At 39.7% G+C, this 19,698-nt stretch carries 19 protein-coding genes and 1 tRNA gene; 4 read left to right on the top strand and 16 right to left on the bottom strand.

From position 1 onward, the window contains the following. Nucleotides 1–51 precede the first annotated feature (51 nt). The gene (gene lrp / locus PP2015_RS07840) at nt 52–531 is read right to left on the bottom strand and encodes a leucine-responsive transcriptional regulator Lrp (protein ID WP_058029739.1); all 480 of its coding nucleotides are present in this window, start codon (nt 529–531) and stop codon (nt 52–54) included. Between the two features lie 144 nt (nt 532–675). Here lrp and ald point away from each other — a divergent pair, with 144 nt between their 5' ends. Further along, nucleotides 676–1,797, top strand: a complete 1,122-nt coding sequence (ald, locus tag PP2015_RS07835; protein WP_058029738.1) for an alanine dehydrogenase — start codon at nt 676–678, stop codon at nt 1,795–1,797. Between the two features lie 90 nt (nt 1,798–1,887). Here ald and PP2015_RS07830 read toward each other — a convergent pair whose 3' ends face one another. Beyond that, nucleotides 1,888–2,322, bottom strand: a complete 435-nt coding sequence (locus PP2015_RS07830; protein ID WP_058029737.1) for an ATP-binding protein — start codon at nt 2,320–2,322, stop codon at nt 1,888–1,890. Nucleotides 2,323–2,552: 230 nt separating this feature from the next. Here PP2015_RS07830 and asnS point away from each other — a divergent pair, with 230 nt between their 5' ends. Further along, nucleotides 2,553–3,950: an asparagine--tRNA ligase gene (asnS, locus tag PP2015_RS07825; RefSeq protein ID WP_058029736.1), complete on the top strand. Its 1,398-nt coding sequence runs from the start codon at nt 2,553–2,555 to the stop codon at nt 3,948–3,950. A gap of 162 nt (nt 3,951–4,112) precedes the next feature. Here the strand turns inward: asnS and PP2015_RS07820 are convergent, their stop codons facing one another. The 5 genes from PP2015_RS07820 to trhO form a co-directional block, all read right to left on the bottom strand. Next, nucleotides 4,113–4,730, bottom strand: a complete 618-nt coding sequence (locus PP2015_RS07820; protein ID WP_058029735.1) for an FKBP-type peptidyl-prolyl cis-trans isomerase — start codon at nt 4,728–4,730, stop codon at nt 4,113–4,115. A 65-nt stretch (nt 4,731–4,795) separates the two neighbouring features. Then, nucleotides 4,796–5,167, bottom strand: a complete 372-nt coding sequence (locus PP2015_RS07815; RefSeq protein ID WP_058029734.1) for a hypothetical protein — start codon at nt 5,165–5,167, stop codon at nt 4,796–4,798. Nucleotides 5,168–5,216: 49 nt separating this feature from the next. Then, a tRNA-Ser gene (locus PP2015_RS07810) sits at nt 5,217–5,307 on the bottom strand. 85 nt (nt 5,308–5,392) lie between these two features. Continuing rightward, nucleotides 5,393–5,764: a hypothetical protein gene (locus PP2015_RS07805; protein ID WP_058029733.1), complete on the bottom strand. Its 372-nt coding sequence runs from the start codon at nt 5,762–5,764 to the stop codon at nt 5,393–5,395. 114 nt (nt 5,765–5,878) lie between these two features. Beyond that, nucleotides 5,879–6,868 carry an oxygen-dependent tRNA uridine(34) hydroxylase TrhO gene (gene trhO, locus PP2015_RS07800; protein ID WP_058029732.1) on the bottom strand — a complete coding sequence of 330 codons (990 nt, stop codon included), beginning with the start codon at nt 6,866–6,868 and terminating at the stop codon, nt 5,879–5,881. Nucleotides 6,869–7,066: 198 nt separating this feature from the next. Here trhO and PP2015_RS07795 point away from each other — a divergent pair, with 198 nt between their 5' ends. Both PP2015_RS07795 and PP2015_RS07790 read left to right on the top strand, forming a co-directional pair. Further along, a complete protein-coding gene (locus PP2015_RS07795) occupies nt 7,067–8,392 on the top strand; it encodes a DEAD/DEAH box helicase (RefSeq protein ID WP_058029731.1) in 1,326 nt (441 codons plus the stop codon). Beyond that, the gene (locus tag PP2015_RS07790; RefSeq protein ID WP_169792732.1) at nt 8,389–9,219 is read left to right on the top strand and encodes a CvfB family protein; all 831 of its coding nucleotides are present in this window, start codon (nt 8,389–8,391) and stop codon (nt 9,217–9,219) included. Before PP2015_RS07795 ends, PP2015_RS07790 begins: the two co-directional genes overlap by 4 nt. A gap of 61 nt (nt 9,220–9,280) precedes the next feature. Here PP2015_RS07790 and pyrF read toward each other — a convergent pair whose 3' ends face one another. The 9 genes from pyrF to gyrA all read right to left on the bottom strand — a co-directional run bounded on the left by pyrF (nt 9,281) and on the right by gyrA (nt 19,562). After that, nucleotides 9,281–9,985, bottom strand: coding sequence for an orotidine-5'-phosphate decarboxylase (gene pyrF / locus PP2015_RS07785; protein ID WP_058029729.1), 705 nt, complete (start codon nt 9,983–9,985; stop codon nt 9,281–9,283). Nucleotides 9,986–10,017: 32 nt separating this feature from the next. After that, nucleotides 10,018–11,154, bottom strand: a complete 1,137-nt coding sequence (locus PP2015_RS07780) for a heat-shock protein (RefSeq protein WP_058029728.1) — start codon at nt 11,152–11,154, stop codon at nt 10,018–10,020. After that, nucleotides 11,154–11,420, bottom strand: coding sequence for a lipopolysaccharide assembly protein LapA domain-containing protein (locus tag PP2015_RS07775; RefSeq protein WP_058029727.1), 267 nt, complete (start codon nt 11,418–11,420; stop codon nt 11,154–11,156). The genes PP2015_RS07780 and PP2015_RS07775 overlap by 1 nt, the downstream gene beginning before the upstream one ends. 13 nt (nt 11,421–11,433) lie before the next feature. Continuing rightward, nucleotides 11,434–11,724 carry an integration host factor subunit beta gene (gene ihfB / locus PP2015_RS07770; RefSeq protein ID WP_058029726.1) on the bottom strand — a complete coding sequence of 97 codons (291 nt, stop codon included), beginning with the start codon at nt 11,722–11,724 and terminating at the stop codon, nt 11,434–11,436. Nucleotides 11,725–11,782: 58 nt separating this feature from the next. Further along, entirely contained in the window at nt 11,783–13,450 is a 1,668-nt protein-coding gene (gene rpsA, locus PP2015_RS07765; RefSeq protein WP_058029725.1) for a 30S ribosomal protein S1, read from the bottom strand. A gap of 91 nt (nt 13,451–13,541) precedes the next feature. Then, complete coding sequence (gene cmk, locus PP2015_RS07760) at nt 13,542–14,255, bottom strand: (d)CMP kinase (protein WP_058029724.1); 714 nt, start codon at nt 14,253–14,255, stop codon at nt 13,542–13,544. Between the two features lie 153 nt (nt 14,256–14,408). Then, nucleotides 14,409–15,689 carry a 3-phosphoshikimate 1-carboxyvinyltransferase gene (gene aroA / locus PP2015_RS07755; protein ID WP_058029723.1) on the bottom strand — a complete coding sequence of 427 codons (1,281 nt, stop codon included), beginning with the start codon at nt 15,687–15,689 and terminating at the stop codon, nt 14,409–14,411. Further along, complete coding sequence (serC, locus tag PP2015_RS07750; protein WP_058029722.1) at nt 15,689–16,768, bottom strand: 3-phosphoserine/phosphohydroxythreonine transaminase; 1,080 nt, start codon at nt 16,766–16,768, stop codon at nt 15,689–15,691. The genes aroA and serC overlap by 1 nt, the downstream gene beginning before the upstream one ends. Nucleotides 16,769–16,877: 109 nt before the next feature. Continuing rightward, nucleotides 16,878–19,562, bottom strand: a complete 2,685-nt coding sequence (gene gyrA / locus PP2015_RS07745) for a DNA topoisomerase (ATP-hydrolyzing) subunit A (RefSeq protein ID WP_058029721.1) — start codon at nt 19,560–19,562, stop codon at nt 16,878–16,880. Between the last annotated feature and the right edge of the window lie 136 nt (nt 19,563–19,698).

The following is a 19,698-nucleotide window of genomic DNA, read 5'->3' as shown; positions in this document are numbered from 1 at the left end:
ATAAGCGCTTAAGCGCGCTTTTATAATTAGTGTAACAATACCAAGAAATAACTAAGCTTCACAGGGTTTTATTACTTCTCCGAGCTCACCTTTTACCTCTTCCATAACAACATAAGTTCGACTTTCACTTATATTTGGTAATTGCAGTAGTATATCACCCAAGACTCCACGATACTCTGACATATCTGTTACACGTGTTTTAAGTAAAAAATCAAAATTACCTGACACTAAGTGACATTCGATTATTTCATCATGTTGCCTGACGGCCTGGTTAAACTTATCAAAGACATCTGGGCTATTTTTATTTACTGTTACTTCTACATATACCAAAAGACCCTGTCCTAACTTAGTTGGATCAACCACCGCCTTATATCCCTTTATATAGCCTTCTCTTTCAAGCTTTTTTACACGCTCTAAACAAGGGGTTGCGCTAAGACCTATCCGCCTCGCTAATTCGACGTTTGAAAGTCTCCCATCTTTCTGAAGTTCTACTAAAATGTTTCTGTCTATTCGATCTAACTGTTGGTACATATGCTTTCCAGAGTTTTAATCTGCCATACAATTCTTTGCAGGATTTATATCTAAAAGATACACCAAAAAAGGTAGGACATACTAGCTAATGACCAATATAATAGTCGAAAATTTTATCCCGTTCTTATATATGAGGCGATTATTATGCTTATCGGTGTACCTAAAGAAATAAAAAACCATGAGTACCGTGTTGGTATGGTTCCAGCGAGTGTTCGTGAATTAATTAACCACGGCCACCAAGTTGTTGTTGAAACAAATGCTGGTATTGGCATTGGTTTTACTGACGAAGATTACATTGCAGTTGGTGCAGAAATCTTACCAACAGCTGCTGATGTTTTTGCAAAAGCTGACATGATTGTTAAAGTAAAAGAGCCTCAAGCTGTTGAGCGCGCTATGTTACGTGAAGGCCAAATCCTATTTACTTACCTTCACCTTGCACCAGATCTTCCACAAACTGAAGACCTTGTTAAGAGCAAGTCTATCTGTATCGCATACGAAACTGTAACTGATGCTCGTGGTGGTTTACCACTTCTTGCGCCTATGTCAGAAGTAGCTGGTCGTATGTCAATTCAAGCTGGCGCACAGGCACTTGAAAAATCAAATGCAGGGCGTGGTATGCTTCTAGGTGGTGTACCTGGTGTTGAGCCTGCTAAAGTAGTTGTTATCGGTGCTGGTATGGTTGGTAACAATGCAGCACAAATGGCTGTTGGCATGGGTGCTGATGTTGTTGTTCTTGACCGTAACGTTGATGTTTTACGTCGTGTTGACGCACAATTCGGTAATCGTGTTAAAGCAGTATACTCAACTGCTGACGCTTTAGAAAAGCACGTACTTGAAGCTGATCTTGTAATCGGTGGTGTTCTTATCCCAGGCGCTGCAGCACCAAAACTAGTGACTGCTGAACACATCAAGAACATGAAGCCTGGTTCTGCAATCGTTGACGTTGCAATCGACCAAGGCGGTTGTATTGAAACTTCTAAAGCAACTACACACGCTGAACCAACATACATCGTTGATGACGTTGTTCACTATTGTGTTGCTAACATGCCTGGTGCTGTTCCGCGTACTTCAACATTTGCACTTAACAATGCAACACTACCATACATCATCAAGCTTGCGAACAAAGGCTATAAAGCTGCACTTCTTGAAGACGATCACTTCATGAATGGCTTAAACGTGATCAACGGTCAAATTACATGTAAAGAAGTTGCTGAAGGCTTCAACATGGAATTTGTAGATGCACGTACAGCGCTAGAAAATGCTTAATCTATAAGCGAAATGAAAAAACCCGCTCTGAGCGGGTTTTTTTATATTTAATTTTATTTCAGGAGTTAAATCTAAATATTAAAACAAACATTACCACTCAAACATATAGGCCATTTTACTAATAGTTCTTAAAGCGACGTTATGTGTATTACGTTTAGCATATAAATGTTGTAACGATTTATCTTTGATCTCACCAACCACTACTTCTTTAACTTGATAACCTAACGCATGGGCTGCTTGTGCATACGCGACAAACTCCCATTTTTTAATGTTAGTGTTATCAACGATCACAAGTGGGATGCCCTCAGCAAGCGCATTGATATAACGAGCAAGGTTCAAATTATGAAATTCTGATAGCTTGAATTTATCGAAATGATACTCACCTTGTTCGTTATAAAAGTAGTCGTCCGTTGCACAAATCGCGTATTGTGTTTCGTCACCTGCGACGAGTTCGTCGACTAAGTTTTGTGCATAATGGCTTTTGCCTGAACCTGGGAGCCCTCTTAGAATAAAAACTTGCTTCATTGCCTCTCAACTAATTACTTATTTTTATCACTGAATATACTCCAATGATGCCATATTTATGCAAATTAGTCATGATACTTATATATAGAGTGTTATTTAGTGCAATTGACCTGAAAAGAGTTGTCATAAATGGTTTTTTTATTTGCTCATCACAGGTAAGATAATGCCCTCGTACCAAAGGGTACGACAGTTTAAATAATTATTAGAGTAACTAAATCATTGGAGTGAAGATGAGCCACATAGCGATAACGGAGCTACTTAAAGGCACCGTTGCGGTAGACAGCCAAGTAACAGTAAAAGGTTGGATCCGTACACGCCGCGATTCTAAAGCAGGTATTTCTTTCTTAGCCGTACACGACGGTTCTTGTTTTAACCCTATTCAAGCAGTTGTTCCGAATTCGCTCAATAATTATGATGAAGTTACCAATTTAACTGCTGGTTGTTCAGTTAGCGTAACGGGTAAACTGGTTGAGTCTCAGGGCCAAGGCCAAGCTTTCGAAATCCAAGCTGATACAGTTGAAGTTATCGGTTTAGTTGAAAACCCAGATACTTACCCTATGGCTGCAAAGCGCCATAGTATCGAATTCTTACGTGAACACGCGCACTTACGTCCACGTACAAACGTAATTGGTGCTGTTACACGTGTTCGCAACTGTTTATCACAAGCAATTCACCGTTTCTTCCACGAACGTGGTTACATGTGGATCAGTACACCAATCATCACAGCGAGTGACTGTGAAGGTGCGGGTGAAATGTTCCGTGTTTCAACGTTAGATATGCAGAACTTACCACTTACGGATAAGGGTGACATTGACTACGCTGAAGATTTCTTTGGTAAAGAAGCTTTCTTAACAGTATCAGGTCAGTTAAATGGTGAAACATACGCCAGTGCGATGTCGAAGATCTACACATTTGGTCCAACTTTCCGTGCTGAGAACTCAAATACGTCTCGTCACCTTGCTGAGTTCTGGATGGTAGAGCCTGAAGTTGCATTTGCTGATTTAGAAGACATCGCGAGCCTAGCTGAAGATATGCTTAAATATGTATTTAAAGCAGTACTTGATGAGCGTCGTGATGATATGGAATTTTTCGCACAACGTATCGAAAAAACAGCAATCTCTCGTTTAGAAGAGTTTGTTGAAAAAGATTTCGCACAAGTTGATTATACTGATGCAATTACAATCCTTGAAAACTGCGGTAAGAAATTTGAGTTCCCAGTTGAATGGGGAGTAGATTTACAATCTGAGCACGAACGTTATCTTGCTGAAGAGCACTTTAAAGCACCAGTAGTAATTAAAAACTACCCTCGTGACATTAAAGCATTCTACATGCGCCAGAATGAAGATGGCAAAACAGTAGCTGCTATGGACGTTGTTGCACCAGGTATCGGTGAGATCATCGGTGGTTCTCAACGTGAAGAACGTTTAGATGTACTAGATGCACGTTTAGAAGAAATGGGTCTACACAAAGAAGACTACAGCTGGTACCGCGATCTGCGTAAGTATGGCACAGTGCCTCACTCAGGCTTTGGTCTTGGTTTTGAGCGTTTAGTTGCTTATGTAACAGGCATGGGCAATGTACGTGACGTGATCGCCTTCCCTCGTACTAAAGGTAATGCAAACTATTAATCTGCATTAGTTTATAAAAAGCGCCAAATTGGCGCTTTTTTTGTGTGTTACGAAAAGATGAACCAAAATCTTGTGCAAAAAAAATCCCCGTACAAAACGGGGATTTTTTATAGCTGATTCAATTCACTGTTGTGACATTGAATTCGAGCAATAAATTCTTAATTAAAGAACTTCTAATAGCTCAACATCAAAGATTAGAGTTGAGAAAGGTGCGATTGATGCACCAGCACCACGCTCACCGTATGCTAGGTCATGTGGGATATATAGACGGAATTTAGCACCAGGCGCCATTAGTTGAAGTGCTTCAGTCCAACCTTTGATAACACCATTTACTGGGAATTCAGCAGGTTGACCACGTTCAACAGAACTGTCGAACACTGTACCGTTGATTAATGTACCGTGGTAATGAACACGTACAGTTGAATCTGCAGCTGGCTTGTCACCTTCGCCTGTTGCTAGTACTTCGTACTGTAGACCTGACTCAGTAACTGTTACTTCTGCACGCTTAGCGTTGTCTTCTAGGAAAGCCGTACCTTCAGCAGCTAAAACTTTAGCTTCTTCTTCGCGACGCTTTTGAATTTCTGCATTGATAGCTTCAAATGCAGCTTGAATTTCAGGGATTTCAACACGAAGTGCTTCACCAGCATACGCATCTTTCATACCTTCAAACACTGAGTGAAGGTTAAGACCGTCGAAAGGGTTAGCTTTAAGCTGCTCGCCCATTTGAAGACCGATACCGTAGCTTGCTTTTTCTGCACCTGTATTAAATAAATCAGACATGTAAATTTTCGCTTTTTTAATTTAAAGAATGTTGCAGTGTAACACACTGCAGATTGAGATAAAGGTTACTCTGCTTGCTGCTTATCCATTAATTTTTTGAGTTCTATCACAACAAATGTTGCAAACGGTAAGCTTAATACCAAGGCAAGTTTTAACTCTTTGCTGTAATCGATAAGTTGCTCAGTGAAAAAATACCCAAAGCCAATGATACCAAAAGCACCAACTATCATTGCGCAGAATATTGGCCATATTTTTTCGTACTTCACAATTAAATGACCAACTAATAGATTAAATAGAAATGTGTATAGAACGGTGTTAAGAAGATTTGGGTCTTGTTGTGCATCGATTGATAATTGCAATGCCATTTCCAAACCACTGACATAGAAAAAACTAAAAATGATCCAAAGTGAAAAACGCTTTACCAAATCAAGTTTCATACTTCCTCCAAACGAAAAAAACCGCCTAAAGGCGGTTTTGGGAATGAGGTGGCGGAGAGATAGGGATTTGAACCCTAGATACGCTATTAACGTATGCCGGTTTTCAAGACCGGTGCTTTCAACCACTCAGCCATCTCTCCGTTGTTGGCGCGAATAATAGAGAGTTTTATAATTCTTGTAAAGTACTATTTTTAAAAAAAGAACCAATATTAGATTGTTTGATTACTAATAATACTGTTTTGGTCGTTTTGCTATCAAAGCCCCCATTAAGCTAACTAAAGTAAGGCTTAAAAATACAAATCCTGTGTCTACAAAAAGCTTGGTCAATTCATCTAAAGCATAATTTTGTGTATATAAAAGCGGAGCAAATGAAATGCTTCCGACAAAAAGCAGTACTTTAAAAGCTCTGGAAAATTCATAGCGTTTACTATAGTTCATCCACCAAGTGAGTCCAAAAAGCAAAAATGAAGCAGGGATAAAAAGATAGTGAACTTGCTCAGTGACATAAGATGAATAGAAAGAAAGACTAGCTCCAATCAACGACCACAATAGCCAAGCCCACCAATTCTCTTTTTCTTTTAAAAATAGATTGCCCATAAAATGTCACATGATTTTATTATTATTAATATCTTTATAAGACTAACAAATATACTGGCTATAAAACAACCGTATTGGGCAACAAAAAAAGCGCTCAATCGAGCGCTTTTTTAATTATGATTTTAAAGCTTTTCGTTGCGCTTCTTTTTGCTGCTGTTTTGCTTGCTTACGCTGTAGTAAAGCTTCCTGAGCTTCATGCCCTATATGACCTTCGCCGCGCTCTTGCGCTAATTTCATTTGCTTTTGGCGCTCAGCGAAGCGTGCACGCTGCTCTTCAGTTACATTATCGATACAGTGGTGACAAGAAACCCCCTCTTCATATTCAGGCTTTTGTTTTTCTTCTTCAGTAATCGGCATCCGGCAAGCATGACACTGGTCGTATTGACCTTTTTGTAAGTCATGGTCAACGGCTACACGGTTATCGAATACAAAACACTCACCTTCCCATAAAGATTCATCTTTTGGTACTTCTTCAAGATACTTAAGAATACCGCCTTCTAAGTGGTAAACTTCATCAAAACCCTGCTCTTTCATATACGCAGTCGACTTTTCACAACGAATGCCGCCTGTACAGAACATGGCAACTTTCTTATTTTTAGTAGGGTCTAGATTTTTCTCTGCCCACTCAGGGAATTCACGGAAAGTCTTAGTGTTTGGGTCAATAGCATGTTTAAAGGTGCCAATTTCAATTTCGTAATCATTACGTGTATCAACAACCACAACATCTGGGTCTGAAATCAGTGCATTCCAATCTTTTGGCTTAACGTAAGAACCAACCACTTTTAACGGGTCGATACCTTCCACACCCATAGTCACGATTTCTTTTTTTAGTTTTACTTTTGTTCTATAGAACGGACACGTTTCGTCGTAAGACTCTTTAGAAACAATATTATCTAAACCTGGTTGCGCATCTAACCAAGCAAGTAATGTATCAATACCTTCACGTTTTGCAGCAACAGTACCGTTAATACCTTCAGCAGCAAGAAGCAAAGTACCACGTACTTCATTTGCTTCCATCACCTCTAAAAGAGGCTGACGAATTTCTTTGAAGTTTGGTAATGAAACGAATTTATAAAGTGCACATACAACATATTGAGCAGACATAATATTCCTAATTAGCTTTGAATAAGGCTATTAGTTCTTAAGCACGACTAATAGCTAACTACCGGATCGTAAATCCGGCGCCGGAGGCGGTATTGTACGGATTTAACAAAAAAATGCACTAATAAAGCTAAAATATCCCTGTGTTGCAGAACTCTGTTTGATATAATTGCTGCTTAAACTTTATTTGGAGTAGTAACTTTGCAATTTACCGAATTAGGTATTGATAGCCGCTTGGCTCAACAACTTTCGCACCAAGGGATAGTTTCACCTACTGAAATTCAGGCTCAGGCCGTTCCGACTGCAATCGCAGGTCACGATGTATTTGCACAATCTAAAACTGGCTCTGGTAAGACATTGGCTTTCTTACTGCCTGCAGTGCACAGAATAATGAAACAAAAAGCATTAAGTAAACGCGATCCAAGAGCGCTTATCATTGCACCTACACGTGAACTCGCGACACAAGTTTTTAATCAATGCCGACTGTTAATTGCAAGCACTAATATTTCTTTAGTGAAAATCCTTGGCGGTGAGAACTTTAACGACCAAGTTAAAGCACTTCGTAAGAATCCACACATTGTTGTAGCTACCCCTGGTCGCTTAGCTGATCATCTTTCTCAAAACACCGTGCAATTAAACGGTTTAGAACTGTTAATCTTTGATGAAGCCGATCGTATGTTAGATTTAGGTTTCGAAGAACAATTAAACTTAATCAACCAATCCGCTGACCATCGTCTAAGGCAGACATTGCTATTTTCTGCGACTTTAGATCATGCACAAGTTGAAGTCACTTCTCGTCAGTTATTAAAAACACCAAAGCGCATCATTTTGAGTGATGCTCAACAGAAGCACGACGACATTGAGCAAGCGCTATATTTTGCTGATCACCTTGATCACAAAGAAGCACTTCTCAAACATTTAGTTACTGATGACTCTGTTGGTCAATGCATCATTTTTACAGCAACAAGAAACGACACTCAGCGCATTAGTGAACTACTGAAAGAAATGGATATCTCTGCAGTAGGTCTTGCAGGTGATTTAACGCAAGCTAAACGCTTAGATATTATGGACTCTTTTAGTCGCGGTTTATTTAAAGTATTAGTGACCACAGACGTTGCTTCGCGCGGTCTTGACTTGTTAAGCGTCACGCATGTTATTAACTTCGATCTCCCTAAACAAGCCGAAGAGTATGTGCACCGAATTGGTCGGACTGGACGTGCCGGCTTTAAAGGTGTTGCGGTATCATTTGTCGGTCCAAAGGATTGGAAGAGTTACCTTGCCATTAAGTCATATTTACACGAAATCCCTGATTTTAAAGTCATTGAAGGGTTAGAGGGTAAATTTAAAGGCCTTAGGCCACCAAAACCGGCAAAAAAAGTTAACCCTAAATCAAAAGATACGGTTAAAAAGGTTAAGAAAAAACCATATAAAAAACCGATTAAGAAAAATAAAAAGCCTATCCCTGCGCCATTCGACGTGGATGGTGCAGCACCATTAAGACGTAAGCCAAAGCCAACTGAGGAATAATTATGTTAGGCACAAAACAACATTTACAAATCACTGAGCTTTGCGCTGAAGGGGCTTATTTAGACGGCGGTCAACTAGGCGAAGTTTTTCTAAAGAAATCTGAAGTACCAGAGTATTTAGAAGAAGGTGATAGCGTTCAGGTTTTCATATATCAAGATAATTTAGGTCACCCTACTGCTACGACTAAAGATGTAATTGCACAAGTAGGCGATTTCGCCTTATTACGTGTTAAAGAAATAAATAAGATTGGTGCTTTCTTAGATATTGGTATCGATAAAGATATTTTGTCTCCCTACAATGAACAAAAGCCAAAAATGCGTGAAGGCTATAGTTATCTTGTTAAATTATATTTAGATAATGCAAGTAAACGTATTTGCGCATCGAGTAACTTAAAGAAATTTTTAGACAAAGAAACACCGTCATATAAACCTAACGAAGAAGTCGATTTAATCGTCGCTTCTAAGACTGATATTGGCTTTAAAGTCATCATTAATAATAATCATACAGGTGTTGTGTTTTTTAATACCGTTTTCAAAAGACTGTTTATCGGTCAGAAATTGAAAGGTTTTATCAAACAAGTTCGTGAAGATGGTAAAATTGATGTTGTACTTGAAAAACAAGGTGTTCAGAAGTTTAAAGATCTAGGAGAACAAATTTTGTCTGAGCTTAAAAGCTCAGAAGGTTTTATTCCTCTTGGCGATAAATCTGACCCTGAAGAAATTAAAAAACGTTTTGGTTCAAGTAAAGCAAACTTTAAAAAAGCCATAGGTGGTTTGTTTAAACAAGGCTTAATTGATATCGAAGCCAAGTCAATTACATTGAAATAATTCATAATAAAATAAAGGCAGCTAACGCTGCCTTTATTTTATATAACGTTTAACGTTCAGATTAAGCATTAATTTCTAAATTAATGGCTTCTAACGCTTTTACAGGATCTTCGGCTTTAGTAATTGGTCGTCCAATTACTAAATAATCACTCCCCGCTTCAACCGCTTTCTTTGGTGTCATAATACGCTTTTGGTCTCCGACATCTGCGCCAACAGGACGAATACCTGGTGTTACTAATTTGAAATCAGCACCTAATTCAGTTTTTAAACTTTCAGCTTCTTGGGCTGAACAAACAACACCATCAAGGCCAGCTTCTTGAGCAAGTTTAGCAAGATATAGAACCTGCTCTTGTGGCGTTTTATCAACACCTAGACGCGATAGTTGTGCCTGATCCATGCTTGTTAGAACAGTTACCGCAATCAGTAATGGAGCATTTTCATATTTTGCTAAGGCTTCTTTTGCCTTTTGCATCATTTCTAGACCGCCACTAGCATGAACGTTAACCATCCACACACCTAGCTCAGCAGCTGCTGTTACAGCTTTAGCAACCGTGTTAGGAATATCATGAAATTTTAAATCTAGGAAAACATCAAAACCTAAGTCAACTAGTTGTTTAACAAATTGAGGACCAAAATAGGTGAACATCTCTTTACCGACTTTAAGGCGACACGTTTGAGGGGAAAGTTGCTTAACAAAGTCTAACGCTGCTTGTTCATTATCATAATCAAGTGCGATCAATACTTTTTTAGAATCGTGTTGAGACATAATAATCCTAATCGAATAAAGTTAAATAAGCCTTAAAAACCATCAACGCCTTTATTGGGTCGTATGGTCTCCCAATGCTTACAAGAGGGGCAAAGCCAATATAATTTATGGCTTGTAAAACCACAGTGTCGACACTGATACTCTGGTTTGGTATTGATGTACGACGTGACCAAATGGTCAATTTCATGTAATACATCTTGTAGTTTATGGTTTTTGCTACTCAGTAGTTTTAATAAATAACTAAAACCTCTAATTGATGGCTCACGTTTTAAACTATCAGTTAGAAATTCTATCGCTTCATTTGCTTTATTTAATTCCAATAAAGATTGGCAATGTTTTATTTTTATCAGCATACCGCCCTTAGGCAATAATTCACTGATCAGTTCATAAAACTGAGACTGTAAATTAAGTGCATTATAGCTATGCTCAAGTTGTTCCATATAAATTGGCGCTGTATCAGTAAAGCTACAAATGAGTTTTCGCCAATAATATATACTTTTTACATAATCTTCATTCTTATAAGCATCTAAACCAAGTTCATACATAGGGCGAATTGTTTTATGGTTTAGTGCAAACGTCTTTTCCATTAATTTAGGCGTTTGACTAGACAATGCGGTTTCACAATAAAAGTTAGCTATTGCTGCACAATGACTTCTTTTACTAAATAAGTCACTGTGAGCTTCAAACATATTCACGCCTTTTTGCCACTCACTCATTTGCGAGTATAAATTAATGATCGGCTCTAGCGCTTGCGTGTTATTTGACTTAACAAGGATGATTAAATGCTCTTCAGCACTGTCTAATAAGCCAGCCATAATGTAATCTTGCGCAAGCTCAAGCCTGCAATCAGACATGATGCGTTCATCTAAATTTGGCTGATTAAGAAGGAGTTCATGAATTTTGATTGCTCTATCTATTTCGCCTCGTTTGCGAAATAAACTGGCTAAAGTAAGGTAATGCTCGACAGAGTCGGCAGAGACTTCAAGAAGCTGTATAAGGTGCTCTAGACCCTGATCTTCTTCACGGTCAAGTAAGAATTTAAGCCCTTTGCTGTATTCGGATGTTATTTTTCTGCTGTATTCATGAGCTTGATTCTTAGCACTATTCTTACCCATTACATAACCGTAAGCAGCAGCAACAGGAAGAAGTAAAAACAGCAGCTCTATCATTATTGAGTATTTATCTGATCAGTAGTTACTTTATCTTTTTTATTTAAGCGGTAATTCTGCCATTTTAGTTTTGAAACGGAGGCAGTTCCGATTAAACAACCAATCAATAACCCAATAACAAAAGTGATTGCGAGAATAGTGGCAAGAGGTAAAGTGCTACTCGCTAATATATAGTTTACTTGTACTTCTGATGGGTTTTGCGAACCTATTACAAAAGCTAAAACTATTAGAACTAACAACAATCCTTTTTTGGCGATCTTTACCAACTGCTACCCACCCTTAACCTGCAATACTTTCATTTACTCTGTCTCTAAGCTCTTTACCAGGCTTAAAGTGTGGTACGTGTTTACCATCTAATTCTACTGTTTCACCAGTTTTTGGGTTACGACCTGTACGAGGGGCACGGTAATGTAGCGAAAAACTACCAAATCCACGAATCTCAATTCGTTCTGAATCTGCTAATGACCCTGCCATTTGTTCAAGAATCTCTTTAACGGCATTTTCAACGTCCTTAACTGGAATATGAATATGTTGTTCAGCTAACTGTTCTATCAATTCTGACTTTGTCATAATTTTTCCTCAAAATAAAAAGAAAGGGCAAAAGTGCCCTTTCTATCTGTACTCGAAATTAGTCTTTCTGAGCGTTTTTGAAAGCTGCAGCCATTGCATTTTCGAATGCAGGCTCTTCTTTCTTAAGCTTCTCAAGAACTTCTTTCTCTTCAGCTTCGAACATAGCTTTAACTGATAGGCTGATAGTACGGTTCTTACGATCAACACCTACGAATTTAGCTTCAATTTCGTCGCCTGCAGAAACAACAGTAGTTGCATCTTCAACACGCTCTTGAGCGATGTCAGCTACACGGATGTAACCTTCAACACCTTCGATAAGCTCAACAGTTGCACCTTTCGCGTCAACTTCAGTCACTTTACCTTTAACAATAGCACCTTTTTTGTTTGCGTCTAGGTAGTTATTGAAAGGATCTGCTTCAATTTGCTTAACGCCTAGTGAGATACGCTCACGCTCTGGGTCAACTTGAAGTACGATTGCAGTGATTTCGTCGCCTTTCTTGTACTCACGTACTGCTTCTTCACCTGGAGTATTCCAAGAGATGTCAGATAGGTGTACAAGACCGTCGATACCACCTTCAAGACCGATGAAGATACCGAAGTCAGTGATTGACTTAATCTTACCTGTAACTTGGTCGCCTTTGTTCTGTAGACGAGCAAATTCTTGCCATGGGTTAGCAATACACTGCTTAAGACCTAGAGAAATACGACGACGCTCTTCGTCGATTTCAAGAACCATAACTTCAACAGTGTCACCTAGTGAAACAACTTTTGAAGGGTGGATGTTTTTGTTAGTCCAATCCATTTCTGAAACGTGAACTAGACCTTCAACACCTTCTTCGATTTCAACGAAACAACCGTAGTCAGTTAGGTTAGTAACACGACCTGAAAGCTTAGCACCTTCAGGGTAACGACCAGCGATAGCTGCCCATGGATCTTCGCCAAGCTGCTTAAGACCTAGAGAAACACGCGTCTTCTCTTTGTCGAACTTAAGTACTTTAACTGCGATTTCGTCACCAACGTTAACGATTTCACTTGGGTGCTTAACGCGCTTCCAAGCCATGTCAGTGATGTGTAGAAGACCATCAACACCACCTAGGTCTACGAATGCACCGTAGTCAGTAAGGTTCTTAACGATACCTTTAACTTCTTGACCTTCAACAAGGTTAGCAAGTAGTTCATCACGCTCTTGTGAGTTTTCAGACTCGATAACTGCACGACGAGAAACAACAACGTTGTTACGCTTCTGGTCAAGCTTGATTACTTTGAACTCTAACTCTTTACCTTCAAGGTGAGTTGTGTCACGTACTGGACGAACATCAACAAGTGAACCAGGTAGGAATGCACGGATTGAATCAACTTCAACAGTGAAACCGCCTTTAACTTTACCATTGATGATACCAGTAACAGTCTCTTGCTCTTCACATGCTTTCTCAAGACGGATCCAAGCTTCGTGACGCTTAGCTTTCTCACGAGAAAGGATAGTTTCACCGAAACCATCTTCGATAGCATCAAGTGCTACGTCTACTTCATCACCAACAGCAACTTCTAGTTCACCAGCAGCATTTTTGAATTGCTCTGCAGGGATTGCACTTTCAGATTTTAGGCCAGCGTCAACAAGAACGATGTTGTTCTCGATTGAGATAACAGTACCTTTAACGATTGAACCTTGTTCTGCTTCAAAACCCTTTAGGCTTTCTTCAAATAACTGCGCAAAATTTTCTGACATTATACGTCTCTAAATATTTAATAATCCAATTGGCAACCATGCCGCATGGGGTAGTTTAACAAGTACCGACATCCTGTCAGTACATTAAAAATTAGGCTATGAGAGATTGTTTTAATTTGCCATCGATAACGGCTTGTTCAAGTATTTTCTGAACTTCATTAAACACTTCTTCAGCATTCAAAATCGTTGTGTCAATTACAATGGCATCATCGGCCGGGATAAGCGGCGCGACTTTACGATTCATATCTCTTTCATCTCTCGCTTGTATATCAGCAAGAAGACCACTTAGTGTAACATCTAACCCACGACCATTCAACTCATCAAAACGACGTTGAGCGCGCTCTTCTGCGCTTGCTGTTAGGTAAATTTTTACTTCTGCACTTGGGAAAACAACCGTCCCCATATCTCTACCATCTGCAATTAACCCAGCTTCAGTTCTGAACGCTCGCTGACGACGAAGGAGCGCTTCACGAACTCGCGGCAAGGCTGCAACCTTTGATGCAGCAGCGCCCACTTCTTCATTTCGAATCGTTAAACTAACGTCTTCGCCTTCTAAAATCACTTTACATGATTTAGTTTCATGGTCGATTGGAAATTGCACATCAAGATTAGCAGCAAGAGGCACCAATGCTTCTTCGTTGTCTAATTCTATGTGGTGATGAATTGCTGCGAGTGCAAGAACACGGTATATTGCCCCGCTATCTAACACTTCCCAATTCAATTTTTCAGCTAATAAACGACAAACGGTTCCTTTACCTGAACCACTTGGACCGTCAACGGTGATAACTGGCATTGCAGCCTGCATTTAAACCTCCTGAAATGCTCACCAAAAAATTCCGCGGCATTATACATCATGTTTTATGAATAGATCCTGTTTTAGCTGTAACTTTTTGTTAAATAATACGATTGAGGTACAGGGTTATAGAGTTATAACCCTGTTTATCAGGATCTTGGAGGATTACTTAGTACTTAAAGATTCTAAGACATCAAAGTAAGTTGGAAAGGTTTTCGCCGTACATTTAGGATCATTAATGATTACTTCTTGGCCGCCAACGGCAACCATTGAAAAACACATGGCAATCCTGTGGTCATCATAAGTATCAATATCAACTAAATTAAGCTTTTCAGGCGGGGATACTTCGATAAAGTCATTGCCTTCAATGACTTCAGCACCTAATTTCTTCAACTCAGTTGCCATCGCATGTAATCGATCTGTTTCTTTTACGCGCCAATTGTATATATCTCTAATTGCAGTTTTGCCTTTCGCAAAAAGAGCTACTGTCGCTAATGTCATAGCAGCATCAGGAATTGCATTGGCATTAATATCGACACCATTTAACTCGCCTTTACGTACAACAAGCTTTTCATCATACCAATCGATCTTCGCGCCAACTTGCTCCATGACTTTTGCAAAGCCAATATCACCCTGCACACTTGCCTTGCCGACGCCATTAATTTCTATTTCACCACCATTGATGGCTGCAGCAGCAATAAAGTAAGACGCAGATGAGGCATCCCCTTCTACCATGATACTCTTTGGTGACTGATATGATTGTCCTTTATTAACAACAAATCTCTGATAATTGTCGTTTTCTACATGCACACCAAATTTTGCCATCACACCAATTGTAATATCGATATAGGGTTTTGAAACTAGTTCACCTATGATCGAGATATTTAAATCACCATCTAATAAAGGTGCAGCCATTAAAATCGCAGTCAAAAATTGACTTGAAATACTGCCATCAATTTCTACATGTCCACCAGCTAACTTTTTACCAAGGATTTTTAATGGTGGATAATCTTTATTTTTAAGATAAGTAATATCTGCATCAATAGAGTCTAATGCATCAACTAAATGACCTATCGGACGCTCTTCCATTCTAGGCTCGCCAATAAGCTCATAATTGCCTTCAATAGCTGCTAAAACGGCTGTCAAAGGGCGATATGCAGTACCTGCATTACCTAAAAACAGCGGTTCATCCGGCGTTTTAAATTTGCCTGAAACGCCATGAACTGTTGCAATGGTCTTGTCTTCGTTAAGTTCGACTTTAACACCTAACTGACCAAGCGCTTTAAGCATGTGTCTGATGTCATCGCTATCTAACAAATTAGTGACTTGTGTCACACCATCAGCAAGCGCTGCAAGTAGCAAAATTCGGTTTGATAGGCTTTTAGAGCCAGGTAAGGTTACTGAACCACTAACCTTTTTAATTGGCTTTAAGGTAAGTTGTTCCATTAACTATTTTCCTTTGCAAATTTATCCATAAACGCAACTAGAGCTTCAATACCTTCTACTGGCATTGCGTTATAAATACTTGCACGCATACCGCCAACAAATCTATGGCCTTCAAGTGCAAGCAATCCTGCTGCTTCAGCTTCAGATAAAAACTTATCGTTTAAGGTGTCATCTTTCAGCCAAAATGGGACATTCATCAGTGAGCGACAGTGTTTAGCCACTTTATTTGAATAGAAGTCAGAGCTATCAATATAGTCATATAGAATCGCTGCTTTTTTCTTATTGTGCGCTTCCATTGCTTTAACACCACCGATCGACTCTAGGTATTGGAACACTTCATTTGCTAGATACCATGCAAAAGTAGGTGGTGTGTTATACATACTGCCCTGTTTTGCTTCAATCGCATAATCAAGTATAGCTGGACGTGGTAACCCTTCACGCTCTAACAGGGTTTTGCGCACAATAACAATACACAAACCTGAAGGGCCTATATTTTTCTGAGCACCAGCATAAATTAAATCAAAATCATCAACATTGATTTCTCGTGACAGGATCATTGAAGACATATCCGCCACAATAGGTGCATCATGTTTTGGCACATCGTATATCTCAATACCGTCGATTGTTTCGTTAGGACAAAAATGAATAAACGACGCTTTTTCAGGTAATTTCCACTGTTCAACTGGCTGAATATCAAATTGGCCATCTACATCAGTGCGAATATTAATGCCTTCTACTTGAGTAAACTTAGCACCTTCTTTAGTTGCACCACTTGACCAAATACCATTCTCAACATAAACACCTGGAGCATCATCTAAGTGAAGATTTAAAGGCACTGCAGCGAATTGGCCACGACCACCGCCATGCATAAATAAAACTTCAAACTCATCTGAAATATCCATCAAACGACGAAGGCTTGCTTCGCACTCTTTCACCATTTCTAGATAAGGCTGAGCTCTGTGGCTCACTTCCATGACAGATACACCTAGGTTCTGCCAATTTAAAAATTCTTGTTGTGCTTTTTTCATTACTTCTGGTGGCAGCATTGCCGGACCAGCACAAAAGTTATATACCGTCATTTCCTCATTCCTAAACTGTATATTTGTGGGCGCATTAAGCCATATCATTGTTAGAATAACTTCACGCAATTTAGAGTTAAAAAAAGCGGCCGAAGCCGCTTTTTAAGATTTATTCACTCGGAGTATCTTCACTACTCTCTTGTGTACCTTCTGGGTTATCTTGCACTACTGCTTCAGAACCGTCTTCAGGTAATTCATCAACTTCGATTTCCTCGATACGTTGTAAACCAACTACTTGTTCTTCGTCAATAGTTCTTATCAAAATAACACCTTGTGTGTTACGGCCGACAGTAGAAACTTCGTTAACACGGGTACGTACAAGCGTACCGCGGTTTGAGATAATCATGATTTCATTATTATCTTCAACTTGCACCGCACCGACTACGTTACCATTACGCTCAGATACCTTAATTGATACAACACCTTGTGTTGCACGGCTCTTCGCTGGGTAGTCTTCTAGTGGAGTACGTTTACCATAACCATTCTCAGTAACGGTCAAGATTGCACCGTCATTCTTAGGCACGATCAATGATACAACTTTAACACCCTCAGGCATCTTAATACCGCGAACACCGGTTGCTGTACGGCCCATAGGACGTAAGGCCAGCATTTCTTCGCCAGTCTCAGGATCGATCTTAACTTCACCGGTTTCTGAATCACGAAGCTTTTCGTTGAATCGTACTACTTTACCATGATCTGTGAATAGCATGATATCGTTGCTACCATCAGTGATGTCCGCACCGATCAGGTTATCACCTTCATTAAGGTTAATTGCAATAATTCCGCTTGCACGTTGACGGCTATAGGCTGTTAAAGGTGTCTTTTTAACAGTACCGTTTGCTGTTGCCATCAATACGTACTTGTCATCTTCATATTCACGAACCGGTAAAATGGTCGTGATACGTTCATCCGCTTCTAGCGGTAACAAGTTAACGATTGGTTTACCGCGTGCCTGACGTGATGCAAGTGGTAATTGGTACACTTTCAACCAGTACATTCTGCCTTCTGTTGAGAAACACAAAATGGTGTCGTGTGTATTTGCAACTAATAGGCGCTCGATGAAGTCTTCATCTTTCATCTTAGTTGCAGCTTTACCTTTACCACCACGACGCTGCGCTTCGTAATCAGATAGAGGCTGATATTTTACATAGCCTTCGTGAGAAAGTGTTACAACAACATCTTCTTCATTAATAAGGTCTTCAAGGCTAATATCGTGTGCTGCAGCACTGATCTCAGTACGACGTTCATCACCATATTGCTCTTTGATTTCGACTAATTCATCACGAATAACTTCCATTAATCTTTCTGGAGAAGAAAGGATATAAAGAAGTTCAGCAATTAGGTCTAATAGCTCTTGGTATTCGCCAAGGATCTTCTCGTGCTCAAGACCCGTTAGCTTGTGTAAGCGTAAATCAAGAATAGCTTGTGCTTGTTGCTCAGATAAATAGTATTGACCGTCACGGATTCCTAGCTCAGCAGCTAACCAATCAGGGCGTGCAACGTTGTCTTCACCTGCTTTTTCAAGCATGGCTTTAACAGTACCTAACTCCCACGGACGTGAAACAAGCGCTTGCTTCGCTTCTGATGGGGTTGGAGACTTACGAATTAACTCAATAATTGGGTCGATATTCGCAAGTGCAATTGCAAGACCTTCAAGCGTATGCGCTCGATCACGCGCTTTGCGTAAATCGAATACCGTACGACGAGTAACGACTTCACGACGGTGGATAATAAACGCATCAAGCATTTCTTTTAAATTGAAACACTTTGGTTGGTTATTATCTAGCGCAACCATATTCATACCGAATACAGTTTGCATTTGAGTTTGCGCGTAAAGGTTATTTAGTAGTACTTCACCCACTTCACCACGCTTAACTTCAATAACGATACGCATACCGTCTTTGTCAGATTCGTCACGAAGCGCACTAATGCCTTCGATTTTCTTATCTTTTACAAGCTCAGCGATTTTTTCGATTAAACGTGCTTTGTTAACTTGGTAAGGAATTTCATGAACGATGATAGTCTCACGACCAGTTTTTTCATCCACTTCAATTTCAGCACGCGCACGAATGTAAATCTTACCACGACCCGTTTTGTATGCTTGTTCGATGCCCTTCTTACCATTAATGATCGCGGCAGTTGGGAAATCTGGACCTGGGATATATTCGATTAACTCTTCAATCGTTAAATCAGGGTTTTGGATAAGCGCTAAACAGCCGTTGATCACCTCAGTTAAGTTATGAGGTGGAATATTTGTTGCCATACCTACAGCAATACCTGAAGAACCATTGACTAATAAGTTTGGCACTTTAGTTGGTAATACATCAGGGATTTGCTCTGTACCATCGTAGTTTGGTACATAATCAACGGTTTCTTTTTCAAGATCGGCAAGTAGTTCATGCGACATTTTCGCCATACGTACTTCGGTATAACGCATCGCAGCAGCTGAGTCACCATCAACAGAACCGAAGTTACCTTGACCGTCAACCAGCATATAACGTAGAGAGAAAGGCTGAGCCATACGAACAATCGTGTCGTACACAGCACTGTCACCATGCGGGTGGTATTTACCGATAACATCACCGACAACACGAGCCGACTTCTTATAAGGCTTATTCCAGTCGTTACGAAGTTCATTCATGGCAAATAATACACGACGGTGAACAGGCTTTAGACCATCACGTACGTCAGGTAATGCACGACCTACGATTACACTCATCGCATAATCTAGGTATGAATTTTTTAACTCGTCTTCGATATTGACCGGGAGGATTTCATTGGCGAGATCAGTCATTGATTGCACTTTCCTTCAGAGTCTATCTCTAATAGCACTATCAAGTGCCCTAGAGATTAAGTTATTATTAATATCAACGCCCATGCTAACACAGATTTATTATTATTACAGGCGCAAAATCCGTGTGATTTTGAAA

The organism is Pseudoalteromonas phenolica (assembly GCF_001444405.1).
Taxonomy (GTDB): domain Bacteria; phylum Pseudomonadota; class Gammaproteobacteria; order Enterobacterales; family Alteromonadaceae; genus Pseudoalteromonas; species Pseudoalteromonas phenolica.
The sequence above is the reverse complement of the archived record's forward strand: the minus strand, read 5'-3'. Positions and strand labels throughout refer to the sequence as shown.